General features: G+C 66.2%; 23 protein-coding genes and 1 tRNA gene. 20 read left to right on the top strand and 4 right to left on the bottom strand.

The annotated features are described in order from the left end of the window. Positions 1-15 precede the first annotated feature (15 nt). The 15 genes from rplF to ltrA all read left to right on the top strand — a co-directional run bounded on the left by rplF (position 16) and on the right by ltrA (position 8,928). On the top strand, positions 16-549 hold the full coding sequence (rplF, locus tag ACPYIS_RS03280; RefSeq protein ID WP_424895093.1) for a 50S ribosomal protein L6: 534 nt from the start codon (positions 16-18) through the stop codon (positions 547-549). Between the two features lie 11 nt (positions 550-560). Further along, a complete protein-coding gene (gene rplR / locus ACPYIS_RS03275; protein ID WP_424895094.1) occupies positions 561-926 on the top strand; it encodes a 50S ribosomal protein L18 in 366 nt (121 codons plus the stop codon). 17 nt (positions 927-943) lie between these two features. After that, positions 944-1,462, top strand: coding sequence for a 30S ribosomal protein S5 (gene rpsE / locus ACPYIS_RS03270; RefSeq protein WP_424895095.1), 519 nt, complete (start codon positions 944-946; stop codon positions 1,460-1,462). 13 nt (positions 1,463-1,475) lie between these two features. Further along, on the top strand, positions 1,476-1,658 hold the full coding sequence (rpmD, locus tag ACPYIS_RS03265) for a 50S ribosomal protein L30 (protein ID WP_068608188.1): 183 nt from the start codon (positions 1,476-1,478) through the stop codon (positions 1,656-1,658). A gap of 13 nt (positions 1,659-1,671) precedes the next feature. Beyond that, positions 1,672-2,103: a 50S ribosomal protein L15 gene (rplO, locus tag ACPYIS_RS03260; protein WP_424895096.1), complete on the top strand. Its 432-nt coding sequence runs from the start codon at positions 1,672-1,674 to the stop codon at positions 2,101-2,103. 29 nt (positions 2,104-2,132) lie between these two features. Then, on the top strand, positions 2,133-3,449 hold the full coding sequence (gene secY / locus ACPYIS_RS03255) for a preprotein translocase subunit SecY (RefSeq protein WP_424895097.1): 1,317 nt from the start codon (positions 2,133-2,135) through the stop codon (positions 3,447-3,449). A 4-nt stretch (positions 3,450-3,453) separates the two neighbouring features. Continuing rightward, positions 3,454-3,672: a translation initiation factor IF-1 gene (gene infA / locus ACPYIS_RS03250; RefSeq protein WP_043700245.1), complete on the top strand. Its 219-nt coding sequence runs from the start codon at positions 3,454-3,456 to the stop codon at positions 3,670-3,672. Between the two features lie 30 nt (positions 3,673-3,702). After that, positions 3,703-3,816 carry a 50S ribosomal protein L36 gene (rpmJ, locus tag ACPYIS_RS03245; protein WP_072242940.1) on the top strand — a complete coding sequence of 38 codons (114 nt, stop codon included), beginning with the start codon at positions 3,703-3,705 and terminating at the stop codon, positions 3,814-3,816. A gap of 18 nt (positions 3,817-3,834) precedes the next feature. Further along, positions 3,835-4,200: a 30S ribosomal protein S13 gene (gene rpsM / locus ACPYIS_RS03240; RefSeq protein ID WP_424860095.1), complete on the top strand. Its 366-nt coding sequence runs from the start codon at positions 3,835-3,837 to the stop codon at positions 4,198-4,200. 21 nt (positions 4,201-4,221) lie between these two features. Beyond that, on the top strand, positions 4,222-4,626 hold the full coding sequence (gene rpsK, locus ACPYIS_RS03235; RefSeq protein WP_144328861.1) for a 30S ribosomal protein S11: 405 nt from the start codon (positions 4,222-4,224) through the stop codon (positions 4,624-4,626). A gap of 216 nt (positions 4,627-4,842) precedes the next feature. Then, positions 4,843-5,466: a 30S ribosomal protein S4 gene (gene rpsD / locus ACPYIS_RS03230; protein ID WP_424895098.1), complete on the top strand. Its 624-nt coding sequence runs from the start codon at positions 4,843-4,845 to the stop codon at positions 5,464-5,466. A gap of 111 nt (positions 5,467-5,577) precedes the next feature. Then, positions 5,578-6,564: a DNA-directed RNA polymerase subunit alpha gene (locus ACPYIS_RS03225; protein WP_424860097.1), complete on the top strand. Its 987-nt coding sequence runs from the start codon at positions 5,578-5,580 to the stop codon at positions 6,562-6,564. A 79-nt stretch (positions 6,565-6,643) separates the two neighbouring features. Continuing rightward, the gene (gene rplQ, locus ACPYIS_RS03220; RefSeq protein ID WP_314226340.1) at positions 6,644-7,045 is read left to right on the top strand and encodes a 50S ribosomal protein L17; all 402 of its coding nucleotides are present in this window, start codon (positions 6,644-6,646) and stop codon (positions 7,043-7,045) included. A 24-nt stretch (positions 7,046-7,069) separates the two neighbouring features. Continuing rightward, a tRNA-Met gene (locus tag ACPYIS_RS03215) sits at positions 7,070-7,146 on the top strand. A gap of 417 nt (positions 7,147-7,563) precedes the next feature. After that, entirely contained in the window at positions 7,564-8,928 is a 1,365-nt protein-coding gene (ltrA, locus tag ACPYIS_RS03210; protein ID WP_424859842.1) for a group II intron reverse transcriptase/maturase, read from the top strand. A gap of 113 nt (positions 8,929-9,041) precedes the next feature. On the opposite strand, the gene ACPYIS_RS03205 is transcribed toward ltrA, so the two are convergent. The 4 genes from ACPYIS_RS03205 to pgi are packed head-to-tail and all read right to left on the bottom strand — an operon-like array spanning position 9,042 to position 13,081. Beyond that, positions 9,042-10,247, bottom strand: coding sequence for a CaiB/BaiF CoA transferase family protein (locus ACPYIS_RS03205; RefSeq protein ID WP_424860099.1), 1,206 nt, complete (start codon positions 10,245-10,247; stop codon positions 9,042-9,044). Positions 10,248-10,251: 4 nt separating this feature from the next. Beyond that, on the bottom strand, positions 10,252-10,761 hold the full coding sequence (locus ACPYIS_RS03200) for a low molecular weight protein-tyrosine-phosphatase (protein ID WP_299019153.1): 510 nt from the start codon (positions 10,759-10,761) through the stop codon (positions 10,252-10,254). A gap of 45 nt (positions 10,762-10,806) precedes the next feature. After that, positions 10,807-11,430, bottom strand: coding sequence for a MarC family protein (locus ACPYIS_RS03195; RefSeq protein WP_299019157.1), 624 nt, complete (start codon positions 11,428-11,430; stop codon positions 10,807-10,809). Positions 11,431-11,476: 46 nt separating this feature from the next. Further along, on the bottom strand, positions 11,477-13,081 hold the full coding sequence (gene pgi / locus ACPYIS_RS03190; RefSeq protein ID WP_299019160.1) for a glucose-6-phosphate isomerase: 1,605 nt from the start codon (positions 13,079-13,081) through the stop codon (positions 11,477-11,479). Between the two features lie 207 nt (positions 13,082-13,288). Between pgi and ACPYIS_RS03185 the strand changes: the two genes are divergently transcribed. The 5 genes from ACPYIS_RS03185 to secF all read left to right on the top strand — a co-directional run bounded on the left by ACPYIS_RS03185 (position 13,289) and on the right by secF (position 21,369). Continuing rightward, positions 13,289-16,930: an indolepyruvate ferredoxin oxidoreductase family protein gene (locus ACPYIS_RS03185; protein WP_424860100.1), complete on the top strand. Its 3,642-nt coding sequence runs from the start codon at positions 13,289-13,291 to the stop codon at positions 16,928-16,930. Between the two features lie 79 nt (positions 16,931-17,009). After that, positions 17,010-18,026, top strand: coding sequence for a DMT family transporter (locus ACPYIS_RS03180; RefSeq protein WP_425973861.1), 1,017 nt, complete (start codon positions 17,010-17,012; stop codon positions 18,024-18,026). A 105-nt stretch (positions 18,027-18,131) separates the two neighbouring features. Further along, complete coding sequence (gene yajC, locus ACPYIS_RS03175) at positions 18,132-18,452, top strand: preprotein translocase subunit YajC (protein ID WP_299023104.1); 321 nt, start codon at positions 18,132-18,134, stop codon at positions 18,450-18,452. 70 nt (positions 18,453-18,522) lie between these two features. Then, on the top strand, positions 18,523-20,400 hold the full coding sequence (gene secD / locus ACPYIS_RS03170) for a protein translocase subunit SecD (protein WP_299023102.1): 1,878 nt from the start codon (positions 18,523-18,525) through the stop codon (positions 20,398-20,400). Positions 20,401-20,418: 18 nt separating this feature from the next. Continuing rightward, positions 20,419-21,369: a protein translocase subunit SecF gene (gene secF, locus ACPYIS_RS03165; protein WP_424895100.1), complete on the top strand. Its 951-nt coding sequence runs from the start codon at positions 20,419-20,421 to the stop codon at positions 21,367-21,369. Positions 21,370-21,372: the final 3 nt, after the last annotated feature.

The following is a 21,372-nucleotide window of genomic DNA, read 5'->3' as shown; positions in this document are numbered from 1 at the left end:
GAAGGAGCAACGAACATGTCTCGTGTAGCGAAAGCCGCCATTGCCATTCCGCAGGGCGTCGAGGTGGCCATTGGTCAGGACAGCATTTCTGTCAAGGGTGCGCTCGGCACGCTGACCCTGCCGTTGAACCCGCGCGTCACCGTCAAGCAAGACGCCGGCAAACTGACGTTTGCGCCGGCGGATGCGACGCGCGAATCCGATGCCCTCAGCGGCACGGTGCGCCAGCTCGTCAACAACATGGTCATCGGGGTCAGCAAAGGCTTCGAGCGCAAGTTGACGCTGGTGGGGGTGGGTTACAAGGCCGCGGCCCAGGGCAACAAACTCAACATCAACGTGGGCTACTCGCACCCGGTCGAAATCGAGATGCCGGCCGGCATCAAGGCCGAGACGCCGACGCCGACCGAAATCCTCATCAAGGGTGCCGATCGCCAGCGCGTGGGTCAGGTGGCTGCCGAAGTCCGTGCGGTGCGTCCCCCCGAGCCCTACAAGGGCAAGGGCATCCGTTACACGGATGAGAAGGTCGTCATCAAAGAGACCAAGAAGAAGTAAGGACTGCGAACATGTTGACCAAAAAAGAACAGCGTTTGCGTCGCGCCCGTCAGACCCGCATCCGCATCGCGCAGCAGGGTGCCGTGCGCCTCGCGGTGCACCGCACCAACCTGCACATCTACGCCAACATCATCTCCCCCGACGGCGGGCGGGTGTTGGCGTCGGCCTCCACGCTGGAACCCGAGGTGCGTGCGCAGCTCGGCGGCGCCGGCAAGGGCGGCAACACGGCGGCGGCAGCCCTGATCGGCAAGCGCATCGCCGAGAAGGCCAAGGCGGCTGGAATCGAAAAGGTGGCGTTCGACCGCTCGGGCTTTGCCTACCACGGCCGTGTCAAGGCCCTGGCCGAGGCCGCGCGTGAAGCCGGCCTGCAATTCTGACGGAGCAGGTGACGCAAATGGCAAAAATGCAAGCTAACGTGAAGACCGAGGCCAACGACGACGGCCTGCGCGAGAAGATGATCTCGGTCAACCGCGTGACCAAGGTGGTCAAGGGTGGCCGCATCATGGGTTTCGCGGCGCTGACCGTGGTGGGTGACGGCGACGGTCGCATCGGCATGGGCAAGGGCAAGGCCCGCGAAGTGCCGGTGGCCGTCCAGAAGGCCATGGACGAGGCCCGTCGCAGCATGTTCAAGGTCTCCTTGCGGGGCGGCACGCTGCACCACGAGGTCGTCGGCCGCCACGGCGCGTCGAGCGTCATCATGATGCCTGCGCCCAAGGGGACCGGCATCATCGCCGGCGGCCCGATGCGCGCCGTCTTCGAGGTCATGGGCATCACCGACGTCGTGGCCAAGAGCCACGGCTCGACCAACCCGTACAACCTGGTGCGCGCGACGCTGGACGCCCTGCGCAAGTCGACCACGCCCGCCGAGATCGCCGCCAAGCGCGGCATGTCGGTCGAAGAGCTCGTGGCCTGATCGGGAGAACACGATGACGACCCCCAACACCGTCAAAGTCAAGCTGGTGCGCAGCCCCATCGGCTGCAAGGAATCCCACCGCGCCACGGTGCGCGGCCTGGGTCTGCGCAAGCTGGGCAGCGTGCGCGAACTGCAGGACACCCCTGCCGTGCGCGGCATGATCAACAAGGTGAGCTACCTGGTTCAGGTGCTCTGATCGGAGTCTCGTGATGGAACTCAACACCCTCAAGCCCGCAGCGGGCTCGAAGAAGCCCCGCCGCCGCGTCGGCCGTGGCATCGGTTCCGGTCTGGGCAAGACGGCCGGCCGCGGCCACAAGGGCCAGAAGTCCCGCTCGGGCGGCTTCCACAAGGTCGGTTTCGAAGGCGGCCAGATGCCGCTGCAGCGCCGCCTGCCCAAGCGCGGTTTCAAGTCGCAAGCGCTGAAGTTCAACGCCGAGGTGACCCTGGCCGATCTGCAGGCGCTGGGCCAGGCCGAAGTCGACCTGCTCACGCTCAAGCAGGCCGGGCTCGTGCCCCAGCTGGCCAAGAAGGTCAAGGTCATCAAGACCGGTGAGCTCAGCATCGCCGTCAAGCTGACCAACGTCGCGGCCACGGCCGGCGCCAAGGCTGCCATCGAGGCGGCGGGCGGCTCGGTGGTCTGATCGGTCGTACCACGCACCCGGGATCGCTCGTGGCCACCAACGCAACGACTCTCGCCAAGACCGGCAAGTTCGGCGACCTGCGCCGGCGGCTGGTGTTCTTGCTGCTCGCACTCGTCGTGTACCGCATCGGGGCACACATCCCCGTGCCGGGCATCGACCCCGTTCAGCTCGAACAGCTGTTCAAGGGTCAGCAGGGCGGCATCCTGAGCTTGTTCAACATGTTCTCGGGCGGGGCGCTGTCGCGCTTCACCGTGTTCGCGCTCGGAATCATGCCGTACATCTCGGCGTCGATCATCATGCAATTGATGACCTACGTCGTGCCGACGTTCGAGCAGCTCAAGAAGGAAGGCGAGGCCGGCCGTCGCAAGATCACCCAGTACACGCGCTACGGCACGTTGCTGCTGGCGGTCTTCCAGGCGCTCGGTATTGCGCTGGCGCTGGAGGGCTCGCCGGGTCTGGTGATCGATCCGGGCCTGACGTTCCGCTTCACGGCGGTGGTCAGCCTGGTGGCCGGCACGATGTTCCTGATGTGGCTGGGCGAGCAGATCACCGAGCGGGGGCTGGGCAACGGCATCTCGATCCTGATCTTCGCCGGGATCGCCGCGGGTCTGCCCAACGCCATCGGCGGGCTGCTGGAGCTGGTGCGCACCGGTGCAATGAGCATCCTGGCGGCGATCTTCATCGTCACGTTGGTGGTGCTGGTGACCTATGCGGTGGTGTTTGTCGAACGCGGTCAGCGCCGCATTCTGGTGAACTACGCCCGGCGTCAGGTCGGCAACAAGGTCTATGGCGGCCAGTCGTCGCACCTGCCGCTCAAGCTCAACATGGCCGGCGTCATTCCGCCGATCTTCGCCTCGTCGATCATTCTTCTGCCGACCACGCTGGTGAGCTGGATGAGCACGGGTGACGGCACGCGTTGGTTGCGCGACTTGGCCTCCGCCCTGTCGCCGGGGCAGCCGATCTACGTGGCGTTGTATGCGACGGCGATCGTTTTCTTCTGCTTCTTCTACACGGCGCTCGTCTTCAACAGCCGCGAGACCGCCGACAACCTGAAGAAGAGCGGGGCGTTCATCCCCGGGATCCGTCCCGGCGAGCAAACCGCGCGCTATATCGACAAGATCTTGCTGCGTCTGACGCTGGTTGGTGCGGTCTACATCACACTGGTGTGCCTGCTGCCGGAGTTCCTGATCCTGAAGTACAACGTGCCGTTCTACTTCGGCGGCACTTCGCTGCTGATCATCGTGGTGGTGACCATGGACTTCATGGCGCAGGTGCAAAACTACCTGATGTCGCAGCAGTACGAGTCACTGCTGAAGAAGGCCTCGTTCAAGGCCTCGGGTGCGTGAGAACATGGCGAAGGACGATGTCATCGAGATGCAGGGCGAGGTGATCGAAAACCTCCCCAATGCCACCTTCCGGGTCAAGCTGGAGAACGGTCACGTCGTGCTGGGGCACATCTCCGGCAAGATGCGCATGCACTACATCCGCATCCTGCCCGGAGACAAGGTCAAAGTGGAGCTCACGCCCTATGACCTGACCCGCGCGCGCATCGTGTTCCGCGCCAAGTGAGCGACCGGTTTTCGTTTTTAGGAGAGCAACATGCGAGTTTCGGCTTCGGTCAAGAAAATGTGCCGCAACTGTAAGATCATCCGTCGCCATGGCGTCGTGCGCGTGATTTGCACCGACCCGCGACACAAGCAGCGTCAAGGCTGATTCGAGTAGAGGACCACCATGGCACGTATCGCTGGTATCAACATTCCGCCGCACAAGCACGCGGAGATCGGCCTGACGGCGATCTTCGGCATCGGCCGCACCCGCGCGCGCCAGATCTGCGACGCTTGCGGCATTCCGTATTCCAAGAAGATCAAAGACCTCACCGACACTGAGCTGGAAAAGGTGCGTGAGCAAGTGGGTCGATTCACGATCGAGGGCGACCTGCGCCGTGAAGTGACCATGAACATCAAGCGCCTGATGGACATCGGCTGCTACCGCGGGTTCCGTCACCGCCGTGGCCTGCCGGTGCGTGGTCAGCGCACCAAGACCAATGCGCGCACGCGCAAGGGTCCACGCAAGGCCGCCCAGCCGCTGAAGAAATAATTTGCCGCATAAAGGACAGTCATGGCCAAGTCTCCCTCCGCCAATGCTGCGGCGCGCGTGCGTAAAAAGGTCCGCAAGAACATTTCGGATGGCATCGCGCACGTGCACGCGTCGTTCAACAACACCATCATCACCATCACCGACCGCCAGGGCAATGCGCTGGCATGGGCGTCCGCAGGTGGTCAGGGCTTCAAAGGCTCGCGCAAGTCCACGCCGTTTGCAGCCCAGGTGGCCTCCGAGGCCGCTGGCCGCGCGGCCATGGAGCAGGGCATCAAGAACCTGGACGTCGAGATCAAGGGCCCAGGCCCGGGTCGCGAGTCGTCGGTGCGCGCCCTGGGTGCGTTGGGCATCAAGATCACGTCGATTTCGGACGTGACCCCGGTGCCGCACAACGGCTGTCGGCCGCCGAAGCGGCGCCGCATCTGATGCGGTTGGCGCGCCGTGGCAGAAAAGCAGGGCGCGCGCTAGAATCGAAAGCTTTTCGAAGAAGGCGGTCGGGCGTCGCCCGGCCGAGCGTAAATGAGACCACCGCCAGTGCGGCCGGGTGATGAGTGTCAGCGTTAGCCGACCCATCGCCCCACGCACGGGCTCCCGCAATGACCCCGGAAGGGGTGGGTTGCGGCAGTACGGAAAGGAAAACCAGTGGCACGTTATCTGGGCCCCAAGGCCAAACTCTCCCGCCGTGAAGGCACCGACTTGTTCCTCAAGAGCGCGCGCCGCTCGATCAGCGACAAGGCCAAGTTCGACACCAAGCCCGGCCAACACGGTCGTACCTCGGGTTCGCGTACATCGGACTTTGGCTTGCAGCTGCGCGAGAAGCAAAAGGTCAAGCGCATGTACGGCGTGCTGGAGCGTCAGTTCCGTCGCTACTTTGCCGAAGCCGACCGCCGTCGCGGCAATACCGGTCAAAACCTGCTGTCGATCCTCGAATCGCGCCTGGACAATGTCGTCTACCGCATGGGTTTCGCGTCCACGCGCGCCGAAGCGCGCCAGCTAGTGTCGCACAAGGCGATCAGCGTCAATGGGCAGACGGTCAATATCCCGTCGTACCTGGTCAGCCCCGGTGACGTGATCGCCGTGCGGGAAAAGGCGCGCAACCAAGCCCGCGTCAAAGAAGCGCTGGAGCTGGCCAAGCAGATCGGCTTCCCTGGCTGGGTCGAGGTGGCGGCAGAAAAGTGCGAGGGTGTCTTCAAGAAGGTGCCGGATCGTGATGAGTTCGGCGCCGACATCAACGAATCGCTCATCGTCGAACTGTACTCGCGTTGATCGTCGGGCGAGCCCCATTAGAGCCCGGATCCCGCTGCGTGTGGGGTCCGGGATTTTGTGCTCCATCGGCCTTATCGGTGTAACGAGCCGAGGGTATTGAAGGAAGTCCGAATGCTGAATAACCTGCTCAAACCCAAGACCATCCAAGTCGAGCGCTTGGCGGACAACCGCGCCGAAGTCACGCTCGAGCCCTTCGAGCGGGGCTATGGCCACACGCTGGGCAATGCGCTGCGGCGAGTCCTGTTGTCGTCGATGGTCGGGCACGCGCCGACGGAGGTCACGATCGCCGGGGTGGTGCACGAGTTTTCCACCATCGACGGCGTGCAAGAGGACGTGGTGCACATCCTGCTCAACCTCAAGGGCGTGGTGTTCAAGCTGCACAACCGTGACGAGGTGACGCTGAGCCTGCGCAAGGAGGGCGAAGGGGTCGTCAAGGCGGGCGACATCCAGACGCCGCACGATGTGGAGATCCTCAACCCCGAGCACCCGATCGCCACGCTCGCGCCGGGTGCCAAGCTCGACATGCAGATCAAGGTCGAAAAAGGCCGTGGCTATGTGCCGGGCAACCTACGCAAGGGTGACGATCATCGCAACAGCATCGGGCGCATCGTGCTCGACGCCTCGTTCTCGCCCATCAAGCGCGTGAGCTATGCGGTCGAAAACGCCCGCGTGGAGCAGCGCACCGATCTCGACAAACTGGTGCTCGATATCGAGACCAACGGCGCCATCGGCCCCGAGGAAGCGGTGCGGGCGGCGGCCAAGATTCTGGTCGAGCAACTGTCGGTGTTTGCGCAACTCGAAGGCGGCGCGGCGTTCGAGTCGGGCGCGTCCGCCAAGGGTGGCGCGCCGGCGTTCGACCCGATCTTGCTGCGTCCCGTCGACGAGCTCGAACTGACCGTGCGTTCGGCCAACTGTCTCAAGGCCGAGAACATCTACTACATCGGTGACCTGATCCAGCGCACCGAAAACGAGCTGCTCAAGACGCCCAACCTGGGGCGCAAGTCGCTCAACGAGATCAAGGAAGTCTTGGCGTCGCGTGGCCTGACGCTGGGCATGAAGCTCGAAAATTGGCCGCCGGCCGGTCTGGAAAAGCACTGACCGCCGTCTTTTCTCTCCCCCAGTGACCCCCGGCGGTACCTGATCCGGCCGCCGGTGACAAGACAGAAAGGAAACTCCCATGCGTCACGGACACGGACTGCGCAAACTCAACCGCACCAGCGCCCACCGCCAGGCGATGCTGCGCAACATGGCCAACTCGCTGCTCAAGCACGAAGCGATCAAAACCACCCTTCCCAAGGCGAAGGAACTGCGCCGCGTGGTCGAGCCGCTGATCACGCTGGCCAAGAAGCCCACGTTGGCCAACCGTCGCCTGGCGTTCGACCGGCTGCGCGACCGCGACACCGTGGTCAAGCTGTTCAACGAGCTGGGCCCGCGTTTTGCCAACCGGCCGGGTGGCTACACGCGCATCCTGAAGATGGGCTTCCGCGTCGGCGATAACGCGCCGATGGCGTACATGGAGCTCGTCGATCGCGCCGAGCCGGCCGCGGCTGCCGAGCCCGCCGGTGACAAGGCCGAATAATCGTGCTATAATTCCAGCTTCTGACGCGCGGTGGAGCAGTCTGGTAGCTCGTTGGGCTCATAACCCAAAGGTCGGTGGTTCAAATCCATCCCGCGCAACCACTTTCCGAACCCGCTGGCGTGCTCCAGCGGGTTTTTTATGTGCGCCCGGCACGGGCGCACTCTTGTGGGTGAAAGTCCCACCGTAAGTTGATCACAGCGAACGAAGCGAAGCGCAACTGCATGAGGGCGACCGAGTGTGGGGAGGAAGCGTGGAGCGAAACTGCGAGCCGATGGACAAGAACCGGATAGAAGGCGCTGCCGAGCAGGGCGAGCGGGCATGAATCCGCGAAGCTCTCGTGATCAAGGCGAAGCGGCGTAAATCCGGCGGTTGTGCAGTGAAGGAGTGCGTTCTTACCCGGGGAGATCTCGCCTTATGCCTGAAAGGGCGACGTGGTGACACGGAGCGAGAAGTCAGCAGAGGCCATAGTAGCTGCCAGTCGTGGGCGAAGGGCCGAACGAGAAGGAGTGCTTGAGACCATGTCGATGCTGGAAGCAAGGCGTCAGAAGTCTGCGCAAGCAGAGCGGGCGGGGGTAGCGCACGGTGAAGCCGGGCGGGAACCTGTCAGCGACGAAGCGGCCGGCCCGCGACGGGACACCGAGAGCACAGGGCCGGGACTGCTGCAAGCGGTTCTGGCGAGAGAGAACCTGCGGCGAGCATGGAAGAGAGTCAAAGCCAACAAAGGCGCAGCCGGCGTGGATGGGCTGGACATTGACCAGACCGCCCGCCATCTGGTGACGGCGTGGCCATTGATTCGGGAACAACTGCTGCAGGGGAGGTACCGGCCCAGTCCGGTACGACGGGTAACGATCCCGAAGCCGGACGGTGGCGAGCGCGAGCTCGGCATTCCGACGGTCACGGATCGGCTGATCCAGCAAGCACTGCTGCAAGTGCTGCAACCGCTACTTGACCCGACATTCAGCGAGTGCAGCTACGGCTTCCGGCCGGGCCGACGAGCCCACGACGCGATACTGGCGGCGCAGGGCTACATCCAGTCCGGACGGAAGATCGTGGTTGATGTCGATCTGGAGAAATTCTTTGATCGAGTCAACCACGACATCCTCATCGACCGCCTACGGAAACGCATCGACGATGCTGGAATCATTCGGCTGATACGGGCGTACCTGAACAGCGGCATCATGAGCGATGGCGTAGTGTTTGAGCGGTATCAAGGCACGCCGCAAGGTGGGCCGCTGTCGCCGCTGCTGGCGAATGTGATGCTGGACGAAGTGGATAAGGTACTGGAGAAGCACGGCCACTGCTTTGCGCGCTATGCCGACGACTGCAACGTCTATGTCCGTAGTCGGAAAGCTGGCGAACGGGTCATGGCGCTGCTGCGCAAGTGTTACGGCAAGCTGAGGCTCAAGATCAATGAAGCCAAGAGTGCGGTGGCCAGCGTCAAGGGAAGGAAGTTCTTGGGCTACAGCTTCTGGTTTGGCAAGGAGGGCGTCAAGCGCAGGGTGGCCGACAAGCCGATGGCGACGTTCAAGCAGCGGGTGAGGCAACTGACCCGGCGCTCAGGCGGACGCAGCATGGCGGAGGTCATTGAGCGACTGAAACCTTATCTGTTGGGATGGAAAGCCTACTTTGGGCTGGCGCAAACACCGGGCGTCTGGCGATCGCTGGACGAATGGCTGCGCCACCGACTACGGGCGATCCACCTCAAGCACTGGAAGCGGGGTAGCACGATCTACCGGGAACTGCTCAACCTAGGCGCGTCCGAACACGTGGCAAAGCGGGTGGCAGGCAATTCCCGCTGCTGGTGGCGGAATAGCGCGGGCGAGCTCAACCGGGTGCTGACCATTGCCTACTTCGACAAACTTGGCGTTCCCCGTCTCTCATGACCTCAACTTCTCGAACCGCCCGGTGCGGACCCGCATGCCGGGTGGTGTGGGAGGGGCCCGGTCAGGTATCCTGACCGCCCCTATCTCGATTGGCCTGGGCCGAATGCAACGGTTCAGCCGCCCCGGCAGGGCCAGCCCGCGGCGTGGCGCACGTCATCGTCATGCTCCCCCAGCCGCGGTGCCCGGTGGCGTAACGACCCCGGGGTGGCGCTCAGCTTGGGCACGACGCCCGGCACTTTGAGCGGGCGGCCCTCGCGGTCGGTGGTTTGCACGATCATGGCGCGCGCGTGGTATTGCGGGTCGCGCGCGATGTCGGCCACGCTGTAGATTTTGCCGACGGGGACGTCGGCGGCGTCAAGGGTCTGGATCACCTCATCCACGCTGCGCTGCTGGGTCCAGGCTTCGATGGCGGCGTCGAGCTCGTGTGCGCGGCGGGCGCGGCCGTCGTTGTGGGCCAGCTCGGGGTCTTGCGCCAAGTCGTCGCGGCCGATCGCGGTCATCAAGCGCCGAAAGATGCCATCACCGTTGCCACCGATCAGCACATAGGTTTCCCGCCCGTCGGGGCCCGAGCGACAGCGGTAGGCATTGGACGGAGCGATGCCTGGCAACGCGCTGCCCGCGCGCTCGCGCACGACACCAAAAGCGTCGTATTCGGGTAGCAAGCTCTCCATCAGGTTGAACACGCTCTCGTACAGGGCGACGTCGACCATCTGCCCCGTGCCGCCGCGCGCATCGCGGTGGTAGAGCGCCATCAGCACGCCAATGACGCCGTGCAGGGCGGCGATCGAGTCGCCGATAGAAACGCCGCAGCGCACGGGGGTACGTCCGGGCTCGCCGGTCAGGTAGCGCAGCCCGCCCATGGCCTCACCCAGGATGCCAAAGCCGGGTTTGTGTGCGTAGGGCCCCGTCTGTCCATAGCCGGATAGCCGCAGCATCACCAGCCGCGGGTTGAGGGCGTGCAGCTCGTCCCAGCCCAGGCCCCAGTCTTCGAGGGTGCCGGGCTTGAAGTTTTCGATCAACACGTCGGCTTCGGCAGCCAGCCGCCGCACCAGCGCCTGTCCCTCAGGCGTGCGCAGATCGGCACACACAGAGCGCTTGTTGCGCGATTGCACCTCCCACCACACCGATGTGCCGTCGCGCAACAGGCGCCATTTGCGCAGTGGGTCGCCCGAGGGCGGCTCGATTTTGATGACGTCGGCACCGAAGTCGGCAAGCGTTTTGGCCGCAAACGGCCCCGCGATCAACTGGCCGAGTTCGAGCACACGGATGCCAGCCAGGGGGCCGGCAGCGGGCAAGGCGTCGCGTTCAGGGGTTTGCATGGGGTCAGTGACGAGTCGGCTGGCGCGCGGCGAGCACGCGTTCGATGTGGTCGATGAGTCCGTCGCAGGCGTCCTCGATCAGGTCGAGCACGTGCTCGAAACCGTCGGTGCCCCCGTAGTAGGGGTCGGGCACGACCGGACTGTCATGGCGGCGGCAGAACTCTGTGAGGCGTCGCAGCTTGCGCCGATGCGCGGGCGGACACATGGCCTCGGCCAGCGCCAGGTTGTCCCAGTCCATGGCCAGCAGCAGGTGGGCGCGCTCGAAATCGGCAGGCGCCAGTTGCCGCGCACGCAGATCCGACAGGTCGTACCCGCGCCGTTGGGCGTGGTACTGGCTGCGCGGATCCGGGGGCTCGCCCACATGGTAGGCGTGGGTGCCTGCCGAATCGACCGCCACGCGTTGGTGCAGGCCACGGGCCAGCAGCCGCTCGCGCAAGACGCCGTGGGCGGTGGGGCTGCGGCAGATGTTGCCCATGCAAAAAAACAGCACCCGGTACTCGAAGACATCGTCCATGGGACGCATTGTGCCGCGATCGCTGCGCTGGCACCTCCGCCCGCACTATCCCCCCGCCAGTGCCGGAAATAGCCGCACCAGGCCACTGGCCATCACCTCCACCGCCAATGCCGCAAGAATCAGGCCCATCAAGCGGGTCATGACATTGATGCCTGTCTTCCCGAGTACACGTGAGATCGGCTCGGCCAGGGTAAAGCACAGCGCGGTCGCCGCGGCGATGACGACACCGTAGCCGACCAAAGCCGCGTGTTGCCAGAAGGTCTTGGCCTGGTCGGCGTAGATGACGACGGTAGACATGGTGGCCGGGCCGGTGAGCAGCGGAATGGTCAACGGTACGACGGCGATCGAGGCGCGGCTGGCGGCGTCGTCGACCTCGTCGCGCGTGGCTTTGGCCTCGGCGGGCTGCGCATTGAGCATCGACAGCGCCGACATCAACAGCAGCATGCCGCCGCCGACCTGGAAGCTGGCCAGCGAGATGCCAAAGAACTCCAGGATCTGCAAGCCCGCGAGGGCGCACACGGCGATGACCGCGAAGGCCGTCAGCGCCGAGATGGCCACCGTGCGCCGCCGCTGGCGAGGCGAGAAGCCCAGCGTGTAGTGGATGAAGAAGGGCACGATGGCCAAGGGGTTGACGATGGCCAGCAGGGTGATGAGGGGCTTGAGGTCCATGGGCAATGCGCGCGTCAGACGCACTGTAGCACCCCGAGTGGCGTCCTCAGTGCCTATGTGCGTTGCCGCCGGGTTGCTGTTGAGCCAGCGTCTTGCCCAGTTCGACCCCCCATTGGTCGAACGGGTGAATACCCCACAGAACCGCCTGATAAAACACTTTGTGTTCGTGGGCAGCGATCAGGGCGCCCAGGTGGTACGGATCGAGCCGAGGCAACCAGATCAGGTTGCTCGGCACGTTGCCGCGGTAGGTGCGGTGCGGGGTCATCCGGGCGACGCTGACCTCGTCCAGACCCTCGGCGCGCAGGGCGGCGGCCGTGGCGGCTTCGTCCCGGCCTTCGGCCAGCGCCTGCGCTTGCGCCAGCAGGTTGTTGCGCACCACGCGCGCATGGGCCGATCCCAGCGGCAGCGGTTCACCGAGATCCTGCACGCCGATGAAGTCCACCGCGATGCGGTGGGTGCCTTGATGCAGCAGCTGAAAATAGGCGTGTTGGCCGTCGTTGCCCAGTCCACCCCAGACGATGGGGCAGGTGTCCACCGCGACGGCACTGCCGTCGACGTGGACCGACTTGCCGTTCGACTCCATCTCCAGCTGCTGCTGAAAGGGCACCCATCCGTCCAGCCGCGCGCTGTAGACGGCGACCGCCAAGGTCGGGCAGCGCAGAAAATTGCGGTTCCACACGCCCAACAGCGCCAGCGCAAGGGGCAGGTTGCGCGCGGGCGGCGCATGACGGACGTGTTCATCCACGGCATGGCCGCCGGCGAGCAGCTGCTCGAACCCGGTGCGGCCAATTGCGATGGCTAGCGGCAGCCCGATGGCGCTCCACAGCGAGTAGCGCCCTCCAACCCAATCCCAAAAGCGGTGGATTTGCGCAGCTGGCACGCCCCAGGCCTGCGCGCGCTCGGGGTGCGCGGTGACGGCGATCCAGTGGGGCTGCTGCGCCGCCTCGGCAATGCCGGCGTTGGCCAGCCAGCGGCGCGCGCTCGCCGCCAGCGTCAGGGTCTCTTGGGTGGTGAAGGTCTTGCTCTGAACGATGAAGAGCGTTTGCCGTGGATCGAGCGGCTGCAGCACGTCGTGCAGCGCGTGGGCGTCGACGTTGGAGACGAAATGCACGCGCACGGGCCCCGGGCGTTCAGGGGCGAGCGCCCGCACGGCCATGCGTGGGCCCAGATCAGAGCCACCGATGCCGAGGTTGACGACGTGTCGCACGGGCTGACCGTCGCTGCCCCGCCACTGGCCGTCGCGGATGCGTTCGGCGGTGTCGAGAAAGCGGGCGAGCTCTGCGCGCACCTCGAACTGGATGGTCTGACCCCACGGGGGATCGGCCAAGGGGCCGCCGCGCAATGCCACGTGCAGGGCGGCGCGCCCTTCGGTGGGGTTGACGGGCTCGCCTCGCCACATCGCCTCGATATGTGCCTGTACGTCACTTTCCTGCGCCAGCGCCAGCAGCGTGTGCCAGATGGGCAGTGTGATGGCCTGGCGGGTGGCGTCCAATGTCAGGCCGGCGGCGTGGAATTGCAGCGCGGCCGTGCGTTCGGGGTCGGCGGCTGCCAACAGGGTACGCAGGTGGGGCCGCGGTTGGTCGGCCAAGGCTTGCAGGCTTTGCCACGCGCGGCGCCGCTGGGGGGGGACGAAAACCGGAGTGTGTGACATACGCGGCCGCACTGTAGCACTGGCGCTTGACGCCATCGGGAAACCCCTTGGGTGCACGCACGCCGCCTTGGTTCTACACTGCAGCCTGTCGTCCCGGGCGCAGCGGTGCGCGCGGCAGAGATCCTGCTCGCGCTCTCGCGGGCGCTGGCAGGCCCGCCGCCCGGTTTTCGTGGCTTACCGGCCACTGCGATGAGAGGAGATCCTGCCATGACCGCACCGTTGCCCGAGCACGTCCGGCGCGCGCTCGAAAGCGTTTCGTTGGACGATAAATACACCCTGGAGCGGGGCCGCGCCTTCATGAGCGGCATCCATGCGCTGGTGCGCCTGCCTATGTTGCAACACCAGCGCGACCGGCTGCAAGGCAAGCACACCGCCGGCTTTATCAGCGGCTACCGCGGCTCTCCGTTGGGGGGCTACGACCAAGCGCTGTGGAAAGCGCGCCAGCACCTGCAAACGCACCACGTGGTGTTTCAGCCCGGGGTCAATGAGGAGCTGGCGGCCACCGCCGTCTGGGGCACGCAGCAGTTGGGCTTTGCGCCGCCGGGCAGCGCCAAGTACGACGGCGTGTTTGGCCTGTGGTACGGTAAGGGGCCGGGTGTGGACCGGTGCGCCGATGTCTTCAAGCACGCCAACATGGCGGGCACGACGCCCTGGGGGGGCGTGATCGCCGTGGCGGGCGACGACCACGTGGCCAAGAGCTCGACGGCCGCGCACCAGAGCGACCATATTTTCAAGGCCTGTGGGCTGCCGGTGTTCTTTCCGGCCAGCGTGCAGGAGATCCTAGACCTGGGCCTGCACGCCTGGGCCATGAGCCGCTATGCCGGCGTGTGGGTAGGGATGAAGACGATCCAGGAGATCGTCGAGTCCAGTGCCACGGTCGAGATCGACCCCGAGCGCGTGCGCATCGCCCTGCCCGACGACTTCGAGCTGCCCGCCGGGGGGGTGCACATCCGCTGGCCGGACATGCCGCTGGAGCAGGAAGAGCGGCTGATGGACTACAAGTGGTACGCCGCGCTGGCCTATGTGCGTGCCAACCGGCTCAACCACAACGTCATCGAAGGCCCGAACGACCGCTACGGCATCATCGCCAGCGGCAAGGCCTACAACGACTTGCGTCAAGCCCTGCATGACTTGGGGCTGGACGACGATACCTGCCGCCAGCTCGGCATTCGCGTGCACAAGGTGGCGGTGGTGTGGCCGCTGGAGGCGCAGATCACGCGCGCGTTCGCCCAAGGCTTGCGCGAGATCCTGGTGGTAGAAGAAAAACGCCAGGTCATCGAATACCAGCTCAAGGAAGAGCTCTACAACTGGCGTCCCGACGTGCGCCCTGACGTGCTGGGTAAGTTCGACGAGATCGAGGGCGACCACTCGGGGGGCGAATGGTCCATGCCCAACCCCAGTGCCAACCAGTTGCTGCGCGCCAACGCCGACTTGACGCCTGCCATCATCGCGCGCGCGCTGGTCAAGCGGCTGCGTCGGCGCGGTCTGCTGCCGGAAGGCAGCGATATCGCTGCCCGGGTGCAGGCGCAGTTGGCCATCATCGAGGCGCGTGAGCGCTCGCTGCAGACGTTGCAGGCGCAGCTGCGCGACGTGCAGCGCGTGCCCTGGTTTTGCTCGGGCTGCCCGCACAACACCTCGACGCGGGTGCCCGAGGGCTCGCGCGCGATGGCGGGCATTGGCTGCCATTACATGGCGATCTGGATGGACCGCCACACGGTTGCGTTCACGCAGATGGGGGGCGAGGGCGTGCCGTGGGTGGGGCAGCAGCCGTTCTCGAACGAAAAGCACATCTTCGCGAACCTGGGCGATGGCACATACTTCCACAGCGGGCTGTTGGCTATCCGGCAGGCGATTGCCGCCGGGGTCAACATCACGTACAAGATCCTGTACAACGACGCGGTGGCCATGACCGGCGGCCAGCCCGTGGGCGAGCGGCCCGAGGGGCACTCGGTGCTGCAGATCGTGCACAGCCTGCGCAGCGAGGGGGTGCGCAAGCTCTTCATCGTGACGGATGAGCCCGCCAAGTACGCGGGCGCGCACCACACCACGCTCGGCGGCGTGACGCTGACGCTGCCGCCCGACGTGCCGGTGCTGCACCGCGACGAGCTTGATCGCGTGCAACGCGAATGCCGCGACACCGAGGGCGTGACCGCGATCATCTATGACCAGACCTGCGCCACCGAGAAACGCCGCCGCCGCAAGCGCGGCCTGATGGCCGACCCCGACCAGCGTGCCGTGATCAACGAGCGCGTCTGCGAGGGCTGTGGCGATTGCGGCGTGCAAAGCAACTGCTTGAGCGTGGAGCCGCTGGAGACCGAGTTCGGCCGCAAGCGCACCATCAACCAGAGCACGTGCAACAAGGACTTTTCCTGCGTCAAGGGCTTTTGCCCCAGCTTCGTCACCGTACGAGGCGGCAAGCTGCGCAAGCCCGGGCGCGATGCGGGCGTGCCGGATCCGACGGCCCTGCCGCCGCTGCCCGAGCCATCGCTGCCGGAGCTGCGCCCGGGCGCGTCGGCCTGGGGCATCGTGGTGGCGGGCGTCGGCGGTACCGGGGTCATCACCATCGGCCAGTTGCTGGGGGTGGCTGCGCACATCGAAGGCAAAGGCGTGGTGACGCAGGATGCGGCGGGCCTGGCGCAAAAGGGCGGCGCCACCTGGAGCCATGTGCTCATCGGCGCGCGCCAGGAGGATATCCTGACCACGCGCGTGGGCACGGCGGCCGCGGACCTGATCTTGGGCTGCGACCCCATCGTCACCGCCAGCGCCGAGACGCTGGCGCGCATGCGCGAGGGGCGCACCCACGTGGCGCTCAATGCGCAGGCGACGCCCACCGCCGCGTTCGTCAAAGACGGCGCTTGGCAAAACCCCTCGGCGCGGTGCATCGCGGCGATCACCGAGGCCGCTGGCGCCGCGAGCGTGTCGGCGTTCGACGCCGAGGCGCTCGCGCAGCGACTGCTGGGTGACACGCTGTACGTCAACCCCATGGTGTTGGGCTACGCGTGGCAAAAGGGGTGGATTCCGCTGGGGCTGGCGTCGCTGCAGCGCGCCATCGAACTCAATGGTGTGGCGGTGGCGGCCAACCTGGCGGCTTTCGAGTGGGGCCGGCGGGCCGCACACGACCCGGCTGCGGTGCAGCGTTGGGTGAGTCCGGCGCAAGTGATCGAGCTGCGCCCGCGCCGCACGCTCGATCACCTGATTCGCACGCGCGTCGAGCACCTGACGGGCTACCAAAACGCCGCCTACGCCCAGCGTTATGAAGCGCTGGTGCGCCGCGTGCAGCAGGCCGAAGCGGCGCTGGGAACGGGTTCGACCGCGCTGGCCGAAGCGGTAGCGGTGCATCTGGCGCAGCTCATGGCCTACAAGGACGAGTACGAAGTCGCGCGGCTCTACGCGGACGGCGCCTTCTTGCAGCGCTTGCGCGCGCAGTTCGAGGGTGACTTCACGCTGCGCTTCCACCTAGCGCCCCCGTTGCTGGCCAAGCGCAACGAGCGCGGCGAGCTGGTCAAGCGTGAATTCGGCCCGTGGATGATGGGCGCATTTCGCGTGTTGGCGCGGCTCAAAGGGTTGCGTGGCACGGCCCTCGACCCCTTTGGCTACACCGAAGAGCGGCGCACCGAACGCGCGCTGATCCGCGAGTACGAGGCAGCGATCGACGAGGTGTTGCGCGATTTGCGGCCGGAACGCCTGCCGCTGGCGCTGGAGATCGCGCGCTGGCCGGCGCGCGTCAAGGGCTTTGGTCACGTCAAGGCGCGCCACCTGCAAGCGGCCCGTCCGCTGTGGGATGAGCTGCGGCGGCGCTGGCGAGCGGGTGAATCGGGCGCTGTGCCCGCGGCCCGCGCGGTGGCCTGACGCCGAGCGCACCACTGCTGCGGGCTGCTGGCCGCCGCGCGTACACTGTGCCCCTTTTCGGGTCACACAGAGGATGGCGATGGCCGCAAGTGGCGATGGGGCGGTGGTGCCCCCAATGACGGGAGGCTTGGGCAGCGGGGTGTTGTGGGCGCTGGCCGCCGGGGCGCTGTGGGGGTTGGTGTTCGTCGCGCCGCTGATGCTGCCCGAGTACCCGGCGGCGCTGCTGTCCGTGGGGCGCTATCTGGCATTCGGGCTGCTGTGCGTGCCGCTGGCCTGGTTCGACCGTGCCGAGCTGCGCGCACTCTCGCGCGCCGACTGGTGGCAGGCGCTGCAGCTCGCGTTCGTCGGCAATCTGCTGTATTACCTGCTGCTGGCCGGTTCGATCCAGCGCACCGGTGGGCCGCTGTCGACCGTCATCATCGGCACGCTGCCCGTGGTGATTACCATCGTGGCCAACCGGCGCGACGCGGCACGCGACGGCCGCCTGCCCTGGCGGCGTTTGTGGCCAGCGTTGGCGCTGATCGCCGTTGGCATCGCGCTCGTCAACCACACCGAGCTGCAAGCCGTCGTGGCGGATCCGGCGCGCGACGTCGCCGTGTATGGGCTGGGTGCACTGCTGGCGGTGGGCGCGGTGGCGTGCTGGACCTGGTATCCGCTGCACAATGCCGACTGGCTGCGCGCCCACCCCGGGCGCAGCGCGCGCGCCTGGTCCACTGCGCAGGGGTTGGCGACCTTGCCGCTGGCCGCGCTGGGTTACGCGCTGGTGTGGGGGCTGGATGCGGTGCGTGGCGAGCCGTTTCCCATGCCCTTCGGGCCGCGGCCCGAGGTGTTTCTGGGGTTGATGGTCTCGGTCGGGCTGTTGGCTTCGTGGTTGGGCACGCTGTGTTGGAATGCGGCCAGCCAGCGCCTGCCCACGGCGCTGGCAGGGCAGCTGATCGTCTTCGAGACGCTGGCGGCGCTGCTGTACGCTTACCTGTGGCGTGGTCAATGGCCAGCGCCGCTGTCGCTGTTGGGGATTGGCGCGCTGGTGGCGGGGGTGCTGTGGGGCGTGAATGTCCGGCCGCAGCCGGTCGTCGCCCACGCCCACCCCGACTGAGCGGCGCGCCCGCTACAATGCCCGCTTGCCTTCGGGGCGGCGTGACGCGTTGTGCCGTCATCGCAGGCCCGTTTTTCACCCTTTTGCACGCCTGAGGATATCGACGTGTTCATCTCTCCCGCTTATGCCCAAGCCGCCGCTGGCGGCGACGCGCCCTCCACGCTCATGAGCCTGCTGCCGCTGCTGCTCATGTTCGTGGTGCTGTACTTCGTCATGATTCGGCCGCAGATGAAGCGCCAAAAAGAGCACAAGGCCATGATCGACGCGCTGGCCAAGGGCGACGAGGTCGTGACCGCCGGTGGCCTGCTGGGGAAGGTGACCAAGGTCGCTGACAGCACCATCGGGCTGGAGCTGGCCGACGGCGTCGAGGTGCAGCTGCAGCGCACCGCCGTGGTGCAAGTCTTGCCCAAAGGCACATTGAAGTGATCGGGGCGGCGCCGCGCGGGGCGACGTCCTGCCCAACCGCAGCGCGCCGTGCGCCGCAAGGGTGGCCTGTATGAACCGTTACGCCTGGTGGAAGTACGCGACCCTGGTGGTCGTGCTCGTCATTGCCGCGCTGTATACCCTGCCCAACTTCTTTGGCGAGGCGCCAGCGGTGCAGGTGTCGTCGGCGCGCGCCGGGCATCGGCTCGACGAGGGGACGGTGCAGCGCATCGAGCAGGCGCTGGCTGCCGCCGGGCTGGGGGCACAAGCCATCCAGTACGACGGCCAGACCGTGCGCGCGCGCTTTGCCAGCACCGATGAGCAAATCCGCGCCCGCGACGCCATCGAGCGCGCGCTCAACCCGGATGCGGCCAACCCCGCGCACGTGGTCGCGCTCAACCTGCTGCCGCGCACGCCCGAGTGGCTGCAGCGGCTGGGGGCGCAGCCCATGTATCTGGGGCTGGACCTGCGCGGTGGGGTTCACTTCCTGCTGCAAGTGGACATGGCCGCAGCCCTGGACAAGCGACTGGAAGGGCTGGTGGCGGATCTGCGCACAGCGCTGCGTGACAAGGGTATTCGCCACGGCGGGGTGCGGCGCGAAGGAAACGCGGTGACGGTGCGTTTGCGCGAGGCGGGCGCGGTGCGGGGCGCCGAGGATCTGATCGCGCGCGATTTTCCCGACTTGCAGCCCTCGGTGCGCGAGGAGGGGGCAGAGACGGTAATCGCGCTGACCCTGCGCCCGGAGGCGGCGCGGCGTATACAAGAGCAGGCGCTCAAGCAAAACATCTTGACGCTGCGCAATCGCATCAACGAGCTCGGGGTGGCCGAGCCCGTGATCCAGCAGCAGGGGCTGGACCGCATCGTGGTACAACTGCCCGGGGTGCAGGACACCGCCAAGGCCAAGGACATCCTGGGCCGTACCGCTACGCTCGAGATCCGCATGGTGGACGAAAGCCCCGAGGGACTGGCCGCCGAGCGAGATGCTACGGCGCCCGTGCCGTTCGGCTCCGAGCGGTATTTGGATCGCAACGGCCGCCCCGTCATCGTCAAGCGCGAGGTGATCCTGACCGGCGAGAACCTGACCGACGCGCAAGCGGGCTTCGACAGCCAGACGCAAGAGCCGGTGGTCAACCTCACGCTCGACGCCAAGGGCGCGCGCGTGTTTCGCGACGTCACGCGTGAGAATGTCGGCAAGCGCATGGCCATTTTGCTGTTCGAGAAGGGCCGTGGCGAAGTGGTGACCGCGCCCGTCATCCGCACCGAGATCGGCGGTGGGCGCGTACAAATCTCCGGGCGCATGACGACGCAAGAGGCCAACGACACCGCGCTGCTGTTGCGCGCCGGATCGCTGGCCGCGCCGATGGAGATCGTCGAGGAGCGTACCATCGGCCCGAGCCTGGGGGCCGACAACATCCGCATGGGCTTCAACAGCGTGGTGTGGGGCTTTGCGGTGGTGGTCGCCTTCATGTGCATCTACTACCGGCTGTTCGGGGTGTTTTCCAGCGTTGCGCTGGCGGTCAACCTGATGCTGCTGGTGGCGGTGCTGTCCATGCTGCAGGCGACGCTGACGCTGCCCGGCATCGCCGCCATCGCGCTCACGCTGGGCATGGCGATCGATGCCAACGTGCTCATCAACGAGCGGGTGCGCGAGGAGCTGCGCAACGGCTCCGCACCGCAGACGGCCATCCACAAAGGCTACGAGCACGCCTGGGACACGATTCTGGATTCCAACATCACGTCGCTGATGGCGGGGCTGGCGCTGTTGACGTTCGGCTCGGGCCCGGTGCGCGGGTTTGCCGTGGTGCACTGCATCGGGATATTGACCAGCATGTTCTCGGCGGTCTTTTTCTCGCGCGCCTTGGTCAACCTGTGGTATGGGCGGCGCAAGAAGCTGCGCGCCGTCTCGATTGGCATCACCGTCGAGCCCGCGTCGACGGGCAAGGCGGGCTGATCCGCCGGGAGAGCGACGATGGAACTGTTTCGCCTGCGCCGCACCATTCCGTTCACGCGCCACATGTTGGTGCTGAACCTGATCTCGTTCGTCACGTTTTTGGCGGCGGTATTTTTTCTGGTCACGCGCGGCCTGCACCTGTCGATCGAGTTCACCGGCGGCACCGTGGTGGAAGTGGCCTACACGCAGCCGGTCGATCTGGCGCAGGTGCGCAGTGCGGTGGCCGGCTTGGGCTACAGCGACGTGGCGGTACAGCACTTTGGCAGCGCGCGCGACGTGATGCTGCGCCTGCCGCTGCGCGAGGGGGCGTCCTCCAGCCAGCAGACCGAGGAGTTGCTCGCGGCGCTGCGCGCCCAGGATCCGACGGTGACGCTGCGCCGCACCGAGTTCGTCGGACCGCAGGTCGGCCGCGAGCTGGTCGAAGGCGGTTTGCTGGCGCTCGCGTTCGTCATCGGCGGCATCATGATCTACTTGGCGCTGCGCTTCGAGTGGAAGTACGCGGTCGCCGCGATCGTGGCCAACCTGCACGACGTCCTCATTATCCTGGGCTTCTTTGCGTTCTTCCAGTGGGAGTTTTCGCTCGCGGTGCTGGCGGCGGTGTTGGCGGTGCTGGGCTATTCGGTCAACGAGTCGGTCGTGATCTTCGACCGCATCCGCGAGACCTTCCGCCGCCAGCGCAAGATGAGCACGCGCGAGGTGATCGACGTCGCCATCACGTCGACCATGAGCCGCACCATCATTACCCACGGCTCGACCGAAGCAATGGTGCTGTCGATGCTGATCTTCGGCGGGCCGACGTTGTATTACTTTGCGCTCGCGCTGACCATCGGCATTTTGTTCGGCATCTACTCGTCGGTGTTCGTCGCCTCCGGGGTGGCGATGTGGCTGGGCATCCGACGTGAGGATTTGGTCAAGGCGACCAAGAAGCCGGGCGAAGGCGACGACCCGAACGCGGGCGCCGTCGTTTGACGT

It is taken from the genome of Tepidimonas sp. HKU78 (assembly GCF_049860815.1).
Taxonomy (GTDB): Bacteria; Pseudomonadota; Gammaproteobacteria; order Burkholderiales; family Burkholderiaceae_C; genus Tepidimonas.
This window is presented reverse-complemented; position numbering and strand designations above follow the sequence as displayed.

What these genes read in the sequence shown, in the direction of transcription:
- rplF (WP_424895093.1), top strand. Translation starts at nt 16, where the DNA reads ATGTCTCGTGTAGCGAAAGCCGCCATTGCCATTCCGCAGGGCGTCGAG.
- rplR (WP_424895094.1), top strand. Translation starts at nt 561, where the DNA reads ATGTTGACCAAAAAAGAACAGCGTTTGCGTCGCGCCCGTCAGACCCGC.
- rpsE (WP_424895095.1), top strand. Translation starts at nt 944, where the DNA reads ATGGCAAAAATGCAAGCTAACGTGAAGACCGAGGCCAACGACGACGGC.
- rpmD (WP_068608188.1), top strand. Translation starts at nt 1,476, where the DNA reads ATGACGACCCCCAACACCGTCAAAGTCAAGCTGGTGCGCAGCCCCATC.
- rplO (WP_424895096.1), top strand. Translation starts at nt 1,672, where the DNA reads ATGGAACTCAACACCCTCAAGCCCGCAGCGGGCTCGAAGAAGCCCCGC.
- infA (WP_043700245.1), top strand. Translation starts at nt 3,454, where the DNA reads ATGGCGAAGGACGATGTCATCGAGATGCAGGGCGAGGTGATCGAAAAC.
- rpmJ (WP_072242940.1), top strand. Translation starts at nt 3,703, where the DNA reads ATGCGAGTTTCGGCTTCGGTCAAGAAAATGTGCCGCAACTGTAAGATC.
- rpsM (WP_424860095.1), top strand. Translation starts at nt 3,835, where the DNA reads ATGGCACGTATCGCTGGTATCAACATTCCGCCGCACAAGCACGCGGAG.
- rpsK (WP_144328861.1), top strand. Translation starts at nt 4,222, where the DNA reads ATGGCCAAGTCTCCCTCCGCCAATGCTGCGGCGCGCGTGCGTAAAAAG.
- ACPYIS_RS03225 (WP_424860097.1), top strand. Translation starts at nt 5,578, where the DNA reads ATGCTGAATAACCTGCTCAAACCCAAGACCATCCAAGTCGAGCGCTTG.
- rplQ (WP_314226340.1), top strand. Translation starts at nt 6,644, where the DNA reads ATGCGTCACGGACACGGACTGCGCAAACTCAACCGCACCAGCGCCCAC.
- ltrA (WP_424859842.1), top strand. Translation starts at nt 7,564, where the DNA reads ATGTCGATGCTGGAAGCAAGGCGTCAGAAGTCTGCGCAAGCAGAGCGG.
- ACPYIS_RS03205 (WP_424860099.1), bottom strand. Translation starts at nt 10,247, where the DNA reads ATGCAAACCCCTGAACGCGACGCCTTGCCCGCTGCCGGCCCCCTGGCT.
- ACPYIS_RS03200 (WP_299019153.1), bottom strand. Translation starts at nt 10,761, where the DNA reads ATGGACGATGTCTTCGAGTACCGGGTGCTGTTTTTTTGCATGGGCAAC.
- ACPYIS_RS03195 (WP_299019157.1), bottom strand. Translation starts at nt 11,430, where the DNA reads ATGGACCTCAAGCCCCTCATCACCCTGCTGGCCATCGTCAACCCCTTG.
- pgi (WP_299019160.1), bottom strand. Translation starts at nt 13,081, where the DNA reads ATGTCACACACTCCGGTTTTCGTCCCCCCCCAGCGGCGCCGCGCGTGG.
- ACPYIS_RS03185 (WP_424860100.1), top strand. Translation starts at nt 13,289, where the DNA reads ATGACCGCACCGTTGCCCGAGCACGTCCGGCGCGCGCTCGAAAGCGTT.
- ACPYIS_RS03180 (WP_425973861.1), top strand. Translation starts at nt 17,010, where the DNA reads ATGGCCGCAAGTGGCGATGGGGCGGTGGTGCCCCCAATGACGGGAGGC.
- secD (WP_299023102.1), top strand. Translation starts at nt 18,523, where the DNA reads ATGAACCGTTACGCCTGGTGGAAGTACGCGACCCTGGTGGTCGTGCTC.
- secF (WP_424895100.1), top strand. Translation starts at nt 20,419, where the DNA reads ATGGAACTGTTTCGCCTGCGCCGCACCATTCCGTTCACGCGCCACATG.